Below are 11,904 nucleotides of genomic sequence, written 5' to 3' on the forward strand. Positions count from 1 at the left end.
CCGGGGCATTTGGGCTACCCCCAATTCATGAAGAGAGCCTGGGCCCGGCTGCATGTTAGGATCGTACCGCACGCAATTGCGGATCAGAAACCGTGACGCTCAACATAGTCGGCCAGGCCAAGTCGAACATAGTCGCTTTCGAAACCAGTGCTCTCATCAGGGCCACTGGCTTCCGCGAATACGACGCGCGTTGGTGGTTCGGGCATCCGGGCTCCGAGGAAGGGCCCGAGCGCAACTTGATGGAGGTACAGGCGCTCGGCATGGGGCCCGGCACCATGATCCATCGAATGGGCGTAGGCCCTGACATCGTCCATGACTTCCGCGGTCATTCCGTGGCGTTCCGGGCTCTCGATTCCGTCCTGTGCCGCAATCCAGAAATCGGCGCCTACAATCAGACATTCTGAGAGGAACTGGACCATGCCGGGCCGGATCGTATGTTTTGTCATGAGCGGGGGCGTTGGTTCACGGCTTTGGCCGCTCTCGCGCGAAGACAATCCCAAGCAATTCCACGACCTTTCCGGCGACGGATCCATGCTTGCGAAGACCGTCCGGCGTCTCAAGGCCCGGCCCGGAGGTGAGACCCCAATCTACCTGATAGCGTCCGAGCGGCATGCCGATCGCGTTATTTCCGACATCGGTCCACTCGGCTTGGACGGCGGCAGACCGATTTTCGAGCCGGTTGGCCGCAATACCGCCGCGGCAGTCGCCATAGCCACCCTGCAAACGATCTTCGAGCATGGCGGCGACGCGCTTGTGCTCGTGGTCCCTTCCGATCATGAGATATCAACCGAGGCGCAATTCTGGGAAACGGTCGAGGTGGGCCGGCCTGTGGCCGAGTCAGGACGCCTTGTCATATTCGGCATCAAGCCGACACATCCGGAAACCGGGTACGGCTACATCGAGGTTGCGGCAAATGCCGACGGCGTGGCCGCCGTTGCGCGCTTTGTCGAGAAGCCCAATGCCGAGACAGCTCGCCAATATGCGTCGTCGGGAAGGTTCTATTGGAACGCCGGCATCTTCCTGTTTCGAGCAGACACGATGCGGCGAGCATTTCTCGAGTTCCGGCCAGACATCTGGGACAGCGCCGAACGGGCCCATAAGACCGCACGGGACGACGTTTCGGGCATCTACCTGCCACAGAGTTTCTACTCGGCTGTCCCATCGACCTCGATCGACTACGCCGTCATGGAGCATGCCCACGATACCGCGATGGTTACGGCCTCCTTCCGCTGGAATGATCTTGGATCGTGGCAGTCGCTGCTCGAAGCCAGCCCGACCGACAGCGACGGCAACGTCGTGATGGGGGACGTCGTCGCGATGGACTGCAGCAGCTCCTACCTTCGAAGCCAGGGCAGGCTGCTGACCGTCATTGGAATGAAGGATGTGGCCGTGGTGGCAACGCCAGACGCGGTATTCGTCGCGCCCGTCAGCCACAGTCAGAACGTCAAGAAGGTTGTCGAACAGTTGGAGAAGAGCGGACGACTCGAGACCAAGTTAACAGCGTCGGAAGACCGGGTCATCGTCAGCGGGTCATGGCGCAAGCGCGTCGAGCACTGGCTTTTCAACGAAACCCTGCCGGTGTGGTCCACTGCAGGCGTTGACGACGTGTATGGCGGATTCCATGAGTCGCTCGGTTTTGACGCGAGGCCGCTACGCAAGCCCAAGCGCACGCGGACGATGGCTCGTCAGATCTACGCTTTCGCGGTGGCCAAGGAACGCGGTTGGCCTGGACCCGCCGACAAACTTATCAACCACGGAATCGACTTCATCGCGAAATACGGTCGCACCGACCGCGGCGGCTGGGTACGCACCCTAAATTGCAACGGCAGCGTGGCTGACCCGGCGGAGGATGCCTACGACCAAGCCTGCGTGCTGCTGGCGCTTGCCCATGCTCATCGATGCGGCCACCAGGACGCCCTGCGGCTTGCACAAGAGACATTTCATTTCATCGACACGCATCTCGAGGACGGCAGCCTGAACGGCTTCCTCGAGAGCCCCGTCTGGAGCGGGGCGCGGTTCTCGAACCCGCACATGCACATGCTGGAATCCTTCCTTGCCTGGCATGGGGTCACGGGCGAGCGCGCATATCTGCGTCGCGCGGCACGCGTCATCGATCTCTTCCGATGCCATTTCTTCGACCAGGAGAGCTGGACAGTTGGAGAACGCTTCGACGTCGATTGGCTGCCGTTGCCGGGGGACGATGGACAGTGGACCGAACCAGGGCACCATTTCGAATGGGCCTCTCTCCTCGTCGATTTCGCGCGGGCGAGCGGCCAGAAGGACTTGGTAGCATATGCGAGAAAGCTCTATTCCTCGGCGGTTGCCAGCGGTTTGAACCGGGCCACGGGTCTGGCCTATGCAGCCGTCTCGCGCCACGGACTGCCCCTCGACCGGCTTTCGCGAAGCTGGCCGCAATGCGAGGCGATCAAGGCGGCAGTTGCCCTTGATGGTATTGGCGGGCCTGATTTGAAACCCGAGATCGAAGCGCGCGTCGCCCGGCTCTTCAGATGGCATATCGATCCCGCACCGCTTGGCTTATGGGTCGACAGGATTGATGAGCGCGGAAGGTCAGTGGCGACGGAGGTCCCCGCGAGCATCTTCTACCACCTGGTCACGGCGTTGATGCAGTATCTGGACAAGACCGGGGGACAGGTCGAAGCTTTCCCGCTGCCGGTTTCGGAAGTAGGCAAGTCCTCGCTTAGGCAGGTCTACGCCTGACTTGACGGTTCCCTCGTCATGCGGAACGCGGCGGGTAGCTTGGCCGTGACAATGGATCGCTGGGTCGGCTCTGGTCTATTTGTCAGAGAACGCATTGCCCACGCTGCGTGCACGGCGATATAGGCAGGACGCGACTTAAAAGTGCGTCGCGCTGAAGCGGATTCAGGCGACGCGCTTTAGGGCTTTGTTTTCATGCATGTCGTTATCGCAAAACCGCTGCACACTTTTGCGCGACACGCATTAGTCAGACGTAATCCAAGGCACAAACCTTGGCTGCTGGCGCTCATTGTTTGCGCAGGAATTCAAGTAGCCTTGGCCGAGCCGAGACTGACACAACAAAGCATCCTTTTGGCTAAATTAGCAATTTCATGAATGGGGACTAAAGGTCGTTCTAGCCAGCGCCGCCCAAAACGCTGGTCAGGCCCAGCGGCTGTCCAAGTCACCCCCGCGCCTGCTGGGCCGCCCCTTAACCCGCCGGCTATTGAAATTGCCGTATCAACTGAACGAGCGACAACCGTTTGACGGCTGCAAAAAGCTCGAAGCGGTGATCTGATCCGCAAACCGTCCTGTATGCACGCCGTTGCCGCCGTTTACCGCATGCATCGATCGCAGGCATTCCGGCCTCATGTAACGGAGCTATGTGTGGGGAAGCCAGGTCGAGGAGCGGTAAACGTTGGAAGGTGGACAGAAGCGACAATCGGAAATTCGTCAGCAAAATAAGCGATTTAGCGAATAGCCCGATGGTACCGTTGGCTGGGATCAGCAGACCATTTAAGATATTGGTTTTGTTGTATTTTTTCTTCTTCCGTGCTTGATTTGTATCACAATAGGTATCACAATAGGTATCACGTTCATGGCCACTGTCTGGCCCGAGCAACGTCCTTACGCAATGTAGAATCGCCTTGAATGTTCTGGGTCGTTACCTCGGGCCAAGCTGACATTCTTTATCCCCCAAAGGGGTAAGTGGGCCCGGATGACATCCTATAGATATTGATTTTATTGACTTCTTCCTGAGTGAAAATCAAAATCGTCCCTTATTGTTCCGTGTCGTCTGACGTGCTCCCCTGAATTGTCCATGGTTTGAGGTTAGCCTGTTTCTCGGATGAGGGGACAGGCAATGAAGCGATCGACATTTTCCGACGAGCAGATCATCGGCATTTTGAAGGAGCATCAGGCTGGGCTTTCGGCGACGGAACTTTGCCGCAAATACGGTGTGAGCGACGCGACCTTCCATAAGTGGCGCTCGAAGTATGGCGGCATGGACGTATCGGAAGCGAAGCGGCTGAAGAGCCTCGAAGACGAGAACGGCAAGCGGAAGCGTCTGCTGGCCGACGCCATGCTCGACGTCTCGACCTTGCGCGAGATGCTCGGAAAAAACTTCCGACGCCCGGATCGAGGAGGACTGCCGTGACCTGGGCGATCGAGAACAAGGGCTATTCGCAGAGCCTGGCTTGCGGGCTCGTCGGCATGGAGCCGCGGGTTTACCGCTACCGTTCGAGCCGGCCGGACGATGCAGGCCTGCGCAAGCGGCTGCGGGAATTGGCCGCTGAACGCCGGCGCTTTGGCTACCGTCGGCTGCACCTTCTCCTGAAGCGCGAAGGTGTGGCGGTGAACTGGAAGAAACTCTATCGCCTCTATCGCGAGGAGCCGCTGACGGTGCGCAAGCGCGGTGGAAGCAAGCGGGTATTGGGCACCAGGGCGCCGATGGCGATACCGCAGGGCGCCAACCAGCGCTGGAGCCTCAACTTCGTCTCCGACACGCTGACCGATGGCCGCCGCTTCCGGATTCTGTGCGTCATCGACGACTTCAGCAGGGAGTGCCTGGCGACCGTCGTCGACAACTCGATCTCGGGTGACGTGTGTCGCCCGGGAAACTCGACATCATCGCCGAGCATCGCGGCTACCCCTGCATGATGGTGTCGGACAATGGCACCGAGCTGACCTCGAATGCCATCCTGGCGTGGCAGGAAGACCCCCATATCGAATGGCACTACATCGCACCGGGCAAGCCGATGCAGAATGGCTTCGCGGAAAGCTTCAATGGTCGGCGACGCGATGAGTGCCTCAACGAACGGCTCTTCACCAGCTATCGGCACGCCCGCAACAGCATTGAAGAATGGAGGATCGACTACAATGTGAATCGCCCACACACGAGCCTCGATGGGCTCATCCCGCGTGAATATGCAACCCGATCCGTCAAGGATCACAACGTGAACGGGGCTAACTTATAGACGCGGACAAGACGGGGAGCACGTCACGAGAAGTTCACAAAACTGGCGCATTCCGCTGGGAATCCTCGTCCGAAAGCGCCGTCACGAGCTTGATGGCTTCGTTCCAATGTCGCGTCACGTCAGCACGGGTAATGGTGCGGTCCGGTCGATAGGCTGGCAGATCGCCCGCAAGTGCCGTGAGGTCGCGCAATACGGACGCAATGTGCGGCCATGGGAAATCCGTCGGGTCGCCGATGTCCCGGTCGGCGCCAACAATCATCTCCAGCTTTGCGATGATCCCAGCGAGCGACAGAGCTGCAACGCCGGGGATAGCATCCTGAAATTTGAGTGCCTCGGTCATGGCAAACACCTCTGCCTCGCGAGCCACCGCATACTCGGCACTCCCCCCCGGCGCGGCCACCGACATCCGCCAAGACAAGGATTTGCCTGAGGTCAATACCGGAATTCCGGTATTGGCCATCATTCGTGCCTCCAAACGTTGCTGCACCCGACACAATAGCAATGAGGCATATCGAGCTTGTCGCCACTCGCTCCAGAGGCCTAAAGCCGCGTCTATTGCTTGCCGTTCGGGACCGTTCGGCTTATCGCCTTGCCGGTCGATGACGAAAGGCAAAGTCGTGGTATTGTCGGAATCAGCCATGATCCGAGCTCCAGACAGCTTTGGCGTGGTCAGGCTAGGCACGGTGCGTCAACACTGCGTCTAGCCGCACCCTCGACAACCGGCCAAGGGTATCCACTGATACCTTTGGATCATAGCGCAATGATCTAAAGGGATCAACAGAAATTGGTGACAGCAGCACAAATGCGGGCGGCCCGAGCTTTGATCAGCCTATCACAATCGGAGCTTGCCACGCGGGCTGGCGTTTCTATTCCTACTGTAAAACGCTGTGAGAGCGACAGTGAGCACGTCGCTGCAGTGTCTGCTGAAACCCAGGACAAAATCCGTGCCGTTCTTGAGGCGGAGGGGGTGGAATTCACGAACGGCAATCATCCGGGCGTCAGATTGCGGCGACCCTGACCAACGACAGATCGAAGAGCGCCTAGATTAGGCAAGTTCGGTTTGAACTGCCGCCCTGGTGCCATAGGCTGGCCCCGCCTAACCCATCTCTCGCGCACCATGGCGCCCCCTCTGCGCGCTTTCGGAAGTCCACCGGCCTCGTCGCGACCATCACCTTAACCGAACCCCTCGGCCCGATCACGATGTCATCTTCAACGCGCGGGATCACCGCCACGCCCGTCTCGGCGTAAGCTCTGAAATCATGATGTGTCGGAGCCCTCAAAGGCTCCGAACATCGTCCTTCGCGACCACGAGCGGAAGGTGCCAGGAGAACAGCTAAAGGGAATTACCGTCGCAGCACTGCGGAACACATTTGAAGCCGCTGGGATAGAGTTCATTCCAGAGAATGGCGGCGGCCCTGGCGTGCGTTTGTCTCGCAATCAGACCTGACGCTCTGTTCGCCACGCAGCCGGATTGCCGATCCATCGATTGATATCGGATTCTCTCCAACCCGCCCCGTTTATGCTGATCTTGATCTGAGCCGGGAACGTGCCTTCGGCGATCTTGCGATAGATAGTAGAGCGGGACAGGCGGGTCCGGGCAAGGACGGTTTTTAGGCGAATGATGCGATCCGGCTCGGACATAGCTTGCCTGCACCTCACTGGTTGTTGCTGATATCTGCTGGGACAGACAGGACGAACCGATGCTGGGCGCAATAAGGTTTGTCGTCTCATCCGCCTGCGGCGTGGAAACGGCGGCAAATAGGAGTGTTTAGATTCCTATGCCACGCCCGCTGCCAATGCCGTGGTTGAAGGCGAGTTCCACACCTAGGCGCCGGCCGGATTCGACCTGGATACCAAGCGCCTTTTTATGATTGGCAAGCAGGGATTCAAGCTGCGGATCACGTTCGAGACTCTTGGCCATGTTGGACATGGCCAAACGGGTCGACTTGTAGCCTGACATGTCGCCGGCCTGGTATTGACCTTGGCTTGTCCGGTCGAGCTTTTGCCAGCGTTCCACGAAACGGTCGGCGCGGCGGCCGGGATCGGTATCCAGGCCGGCGCGGACTTCCGTCTCAAGCTGGAGAGCCAGCACGATACGGTTGACCCGGCCACCGCCCGCCTCACGGACAAGCTCGGGATTTTTCGCGTAGGCCGCTTCGGCATCGCGCCAGCCATGGGGCCGAACCTTCTCAAAAGCGTTGCGCGCATCTTTCAATTCGCGCATCTGCTCGGGACTGCCCTGCCCGACCGCATTTCCCCGTGCGCAGGATGGCGTCAAGCGCGCGCGCGTGGCGCACAAGCGCCTTCGTGCGAGCGCGGCGTAGCGCCGCTTCCGCATCCACCGGCGAATCCGTATCGCGCTGTGTTCCTCTGGCGGAAGCTTCTCGTCCTGGTGTGGCGCCGGCATCGCCGTTTTGCCCTCCACCGTCTCCTCTTTCCGGGCTGCTCCGACGGTCCTGGCCGGGCTCGAAGTCTCCGGGCGAGCGCAACCCGTCTAGCAACTCGTCGATCCTGTCGCGCAGTTTCTCCGGAATAATCCGGCGCACGATCTCGACCACACGCTTACGGAAGGTAATGCCGCGTCGCTCGGCATAGCTCTGTGCCGGGTCGACCTGCTCGTAATCCGACGCCATGTCCTTGGCGCGGTCGCGTGACAGAGAGCGGACCAGCCTATTCCGTGTAGAAAAGTCGTCGCTGCCGTAATGCAGGTCCATCCTATTCCGATGCCGCGACAGGGCGACGTAGCTGCCATGGGCGTCCATGCCCGGCGTTGCCAGCACATGGGCGCGGTCGACTGTCATGCCCTGGGCTTTGTGGATGGTCGCGGCATAGCCGTGGTCAACGTGGGTATAGTCTTTGAGGTCAACGCGCACCGACCTGCCATCGTGGGTACGCACGGCCATGCTTTGTGTGCTGACCTTTTCGATCACACCGAGCGTGCCGTTCTTGACGCCGAGCGACCGCTCGTTGCGCAGGAACATGACGCGATCGCCGCCGGCAAAGGTCCTTGCTCCGCGTTCCACATTCACCTGGACATCATCGCCGAGATCTCCAGCAGCGCGCATGCGCTCGCGCGCTGCCTGGTTCAGCGCGCGCACTTCGTCGTTCGTGTGGGTTAGGATGATCCGGCTTGCCCCTGGATGCGTCTGCCTGTCGCGATCCCAGCGCTCGACGAGTTCACCTCGCGCCTCATTGCGCGTTGCAGCCTGATGCACCATGCCTTGCGCGTCGTAGGCGCTGATTGCGGCGCCTATCCTGCCGGTTGCCAGATCGCGCGTGGCATCGCGCTGCCAGTCCTCGCGCTGCCGACGCACCTGAGCGATTTCGACGCCGCCGTGACGCTCATGAATCGAGCGGAATGCAGCGCCGGCTTCGATTGCCTGTAACTGCTGCGGATCGCCGACGAGGACGACTTTCGCGCCAACGTCCGCCGCATGGGAGAGCACGCGCTCCAACTGGCGCGTGCCGACCATGCCTGCCTCATCGATCACCAGGACATCGCGTGCTTTGAGCAGATCCCTGCCCTGTCCCCAGCCATGCTCCATACTGGCGATGGTTCGAGACGGGATGCCTGATCCGCCTTCAAGATTCTCGGCGGCAATGCCGGAGAGTGCGGCACCTCGAACCTCGAAGCCCGCCGCTGCCCATGCCTGCCGCGCAACGCCCAGCATGGCGCTCTTGCCCGTTCCGGCAAAGCCGACGACGACACCAAGACCGCGACCATCGGTGATGTGCGCAAGCGCATCGATCTGCTCGCCCGAAATGATAAGCCCGCGTTGCACAGCGCGCGCCAGCGCTGCCTCGCGATGTGCGTCACTCACCGCATGGCGCTCGTCCAAATCGATACGCTCCGCCGCGCGGTGAAGGCGCTGTTCGGTCTCGATCATCTGCCTTGTGGTGAAGCGGTATTCGCCGCGCCTGTCCTTACCGAGTTCGACCAGATCGGGTGCGTTGCCGATGGCTGCCACGACCTCATTGAACTGCTCCATTCCGTCGCTGTGTCGATGCGAGAACTTCGCAATGTCCTTTCGGGTGAAGGTCGATTGCTGATGTGTGATGGCATCCAGCGCCACGGACGGATCCGCAATGATGCGCGCGCTATTGTTGCGCGCAATCTCGCGGTGCATTTCAGCGCGATCGGCTTCACTGTCGCCGGCAGCAAGCCCGTTGCCCTCGATGCGTTGAGCCGGTGCACCAATCTGGGTTTGCGGCTCCAGGGCAATGCCTTGCGCTTCCAGACTGCGATGATCGATGCGGGCGTCGATATCGAGGTCGGCAAGCCGCTCATTGGCAAGCTCGGCCCATCGCTCGCGCCAGCGCTCGACCAGCTCGGTGCTGTTCCAGTCTCGAACCTTGGCACCAAAACCGTTCTCGTCCACAGAGCGCATGGTGAGCATGACATGGGCATGCGGTTTTGGACTGCCATCCTCTGCCCTGTCCCAATGCACATTGAGATCGGCGACCATGCCCCGGCTGACAAACTCGGCCTGAACGAAGTCGCGCGCCAGTTCGATGCCCTGCGCCTGGTTGAGTTCACGTGGCAGCGCAAACTCGACTTCGCGGGCAAGCTGCGCATCCTTGCGCACTTCGAACGCCTCGACGTCGTTCCACAACCGTTCGCGGTCGCGCCATACTTCGGGTGCGTCCATCGGCAACATCACCTCGGAATGGACGACACCGCGTTTGGCCGAAAAATCATGGCTGCGGTCGAGCCGCTCGTCGCGCAATCGCGAGGCCGAGCGGTAGGCGGCCGACGCCACGGCACTGCTTCCAGCCTTGCGGCCAATGACCTTGACGTGAAGATGATAGATCGCCATCGCGACGGGATCATTTGCACGACAAAGCCCACGTCGGCACGACGTATAAGCGCGCCCTCCCTCGAAAAATTCTCGGGATGGACCAGCCCGTCCCGGGCTGTCTCGGCAACCGTGAAGCCTTCCAGCGGAGGCTCGCCTATCATCGCCGCATCGACAATTGATGGAGACAGCCATGCGTAAACCACGCGACTTCGACGCGGAACTGAAGGCACTGGAAGACAAGGCGCGAGAACTCAAAACGCGAAAGGTGCAGCAACTCGGCGAACTGGTGATCGCCACCGGCGCCGATCAAATCACCACCGAAGAACTGGCCGGCGCACTGATTGCAATCGCTGAAACGAAAGACGCCGCAAAGCGTGAGGCATGGGCCAAGCGTGGGGCGATGTTTTTCGATGTCCGGTCCCGGCGAACTGCTCCGACAACTGGGCGAAACCTGCGTCAAGCTCAAGCGCAACCGGGCAGCCCACAATCGCCGGGAAGCGGCTCGGGCTCGTCATGACATGCGCACGTGGCAGGTCGAGCGCCGCAAGCGCACCCGACATCTGATCGAACTCGGCGGCCTCGTCGTCAAGGCGGGCATCGTCGAGCTCACGGCCGATGATCGCACCACAATCTACGGCGCGCTCCTCTGGATCGCGGCCAAGCTTCAGAGCCATGAAAGCGGGCATGCGCGCGACCTATGGGCTGCGAAGGGAAAGCAAGCGTTCGATGAGGAACGGCACGAAGAGCAAATGATCAGCGAACGTACGTAGCGGTGATTGAGGAGCCACGGCGGTCCAAACCCCGAACAGCGGCGCTCCCCGGGCTACGCCAGCCGGCGAGGCTGCGTTCTAACTTGTCAGGAGTATTGATGCTGGGAAAGTCAGCTACGAGTCGGACGCCGTCCGAAAGCATCAGAAGCGGAGGGACCGCTCGATGATGATCGTTCCCACAGGTGAAGGTTCATCTGTTGTCATGTGCAAAGTCTCGATAGGATCGCCGCGCGGGTGCAGATCCTCGCTTATATCCAGCACCTGAACTAAGCACCCGCCGCCAGATGGCGAAGGCGGCTGCGATCACTACGGGCGCTGTAGTGACCTCCACCTTCTGTCCTACACCCGAAATGGAGCACGCCGTGCAGGAAGGGCGCCAGCGGCTGCCAGACGATCGGGTCGCCCGCGCAAGCGCATTCGCCCGCGAGAATGTCGCGCCGTTCATCAACATGACGTCGGAAACCTTCTCCGGCGTCTACGGTGCCGCATCGAAGGAAACGCATTGGCTATTCTACGAAATTGCGCCGCGCTGGTGTCGGGTACCACCTTCACAACCGGCGAACTTGCCTCCGGCAACACCGACATCTTCGCCAATCTCGACCTGAAGACCCTGGAAAGTCATCCCGGCCTCGCCAGCTTCGTCATCGGCGCGCTGATGAACTCGATCTGCAATCGCAATGGCGATGTGAAAGACCGGGCGCGGTTCCTGCTCGACGAGGTGGCCGCCTCTGCTTCATGCGCATTCTGGAGACCGCACGCGATGCCGGCCGCAAATATGGTATCAGCCTGCTGATGCTGTTCCAGTCTATCGGCCAAATGCGTGAGAACCGACGGCGGGGAATGCCTCGTCGAAATGGTTCGAAAACGCGTCATGGATATCGTTCGCCGCCATCAACGATTCCGAGACAGGCGACTACATTTCGAAGCTTTGCGGCGACACGACCGTCGAGGTTGATCAACTGAACTCATCTGGCATGAATGGCTCATCGCGGACCTGTCGAAACAACTCGCCCGACGCCCGCTGATCCTGCCGCACCGCGCGCCTTGTGGCGTAGTCCCGAAGCTGCGTCGACCTGAAGCGTCTTCAAAAACTCTGCACCTGGCGCCTGGTCAAACCAAGCAGATGTGACGTTGCGATGGTCCTCATCCGTCGATCAGCGGCTGTCGACAGCACCTCTATGCGTTGAAGCTCGCGTTCGCTCAGCTGTGTCCCTCAAAAGCAGCGCCTGAGAGAATGGCATCAAGCAAAGCGGAAGCGACATTCCTACTTTGCAGAAGTGGGACATTTTAACTTTGCGTCTACAAGAGCTGTCAAAGCGATTTAGAGACGCGACACCGCCAGCCAGTTAGAAATGCGACAGTGATGCGCTTCTTGGCGTCGACGTA

At 60.3% G+C, this 11,904-nt stretch carries 5 protein-coding genes and 4 pseudogenes; 6 read left to right on the plus strand and 3 right to left on the minus strand.

The features are described from left to right. Positions 1–92 precede the first annotated feature (92 nt). The 3 genes and pseudogenes from FJ424_RS30375 to FJ424_RS30385 all read left to right on the plus strand — a co-directional run. Positions 93–362 (plus strand): annotated as a pseudogene (locus tag FJ424_RS30375) (phosphomannomutase/phosphoglucomutase); the annotation flags it as partial. 55 nt (positions 363–417) lie between these two features. Further along, positions 418–2,718 carry a mannose-1-phosphate guanylyltransferase/mannose-6-phosphate isomerase gene (locus FJ424_RS30380; RefSeq protein WP_140659314.1) on the plus strand — a complete coding sequence of 767 codons (2,301 nt, stop codon included), beginning with the start codon at positions 418–420 and terminating at the stop codon, positions 2,716–2,718. A gap of 1,117 nt (positions 2,719–3,835) precedes the next feature. Then, positions 3,836–4,949 (plus strand): annotated as a pseudogene (locus FJ424_RS30385) (IS3 family transposase). A 34-nt stretch (positions 4,950–4,983) separates the two neighbouring features. On the opposite strand, the gene FJ424_RS30390 reads toward FJ424_RS30385, so the two are convergent. The 3 genes and pseudogenes from FJ424_RS30390 to traA form a co-directional block, all read right to left on the minus strand. Beyond that, positions 4,984–5,589 carry a hypothetical protein gene (locus tag FJ424_RS30390; protein ID WP_246677394.1) on the minus strand — a complete coding sequence of 202 codons (606 nt, stop codon included), beginning with the start codon at positions 5,587–5,589 and terminating at the stop codon, positions 4,984–4,986. Positions 5,590–6,386: 797 nt separating this feature from the next. Continuing rightward, the gene (locus FJ424_RS30405) at positions 6,387–6,590 is read right to left on the minus strand and encodes an AlpA family phage regulatory protein (protein ID WP_140659311.1); all 204 of its coding nucleotides are present in this window, start codon (positions 6,588–6,590) and stop codon (positions 6,387–6,389) included. Between the two features lie 127 nt (positions 6,591–6,717). Further along, a pseudogene (traA, locus tag FJ424_RS30410) lies at positions 6,718–9,766 on the minus strand (Ti-type conjugative transfer relaxase TraA). Positions 9,767–9,938: 172 nt separating this feature from the next. Here traA and FJ424_RS30415 point away from each other — a divergent pair. The 3 genes and pseudogenes from FJ424_RS30415 to FJ424_RS30425 form a co-directional block, all read left to right on the plus strand. After that, a complete protein-coding gene (locus tag FJ424_RS30415) occupies positions 9,939–10,265 on the plus strand; it encodes a conjugal transfer protein TraD (RefSeq protein ID WP_140659310.1) in 327 nt (108 codons plus the stop codon). Position 10,266: 1 nt separating this feature from the next. Then, complete coding sequence (locus tag FJ424_RS30420; protein WP_140659309.1) at positions 10,267–10,518, plus strand: conjugal transfer protein TraD; 252 nt, start codon at positions 10,267–10,269, stop codon at positions 10,516–10,518. 410 nt (positions 10,519–10,928) lie between these two features. Further along, positions 10,929–11,554 (plus strand): annotated as a pseudogene (locus FJ424_RS30425) (type IV secretory system conjugative DNA transfer family protein); the annotation flags it as partial. Between the last annotated feature and the right edge of the window lie 350 nt (positions 11,555–11,904).

Source organism: Mesorhizobium sp. B3-1-8 (assembly GCF_006439495.1).
Taxonomy (GTDB): Bacteria; Pseudomonadota; Alphaproteobacteria; order Rhizobiales; family Rhizobiaceae; genus Mesorhizobium.

Coding starts and splice junctions, on each gene's coding strand:
- FJ424_RS30405 (WP_140659311.1), bottom strand. CDS start 6,590: ATGTCCGAGCCGGATCGCATCATTCGCCTAAAAACCGTCCTTGCCCGG.
- FJ424_RS30390 (WP_246677394.1), bottom strand. CDS start 5,589: ATGGCTGATTCCGACAATACCACGACTTTGCCTTTCGTCATCGACCGG.
- FJ424_RS30415 (WP_140659310.1), top strand. CDS start 9,939: ATGCGTAAACCACGCGACTTCGACGCGGAACTGAAGGCACTGGAAGAC.
- FJ424_RS30380 (WP_140659314.1), top strand. CDS start 418: ATGCCGGGCCGGATCGTATGTTTTGTCATGAGCGGGGGCGTTGGTTCA.
- FJ424_RS30420 (WP_140659309.1), top strand. CDS start 10,267: ATGCGCACGTGGCAGGTCGAGCGCCGCAAGCGCACCCGACATCTGATC.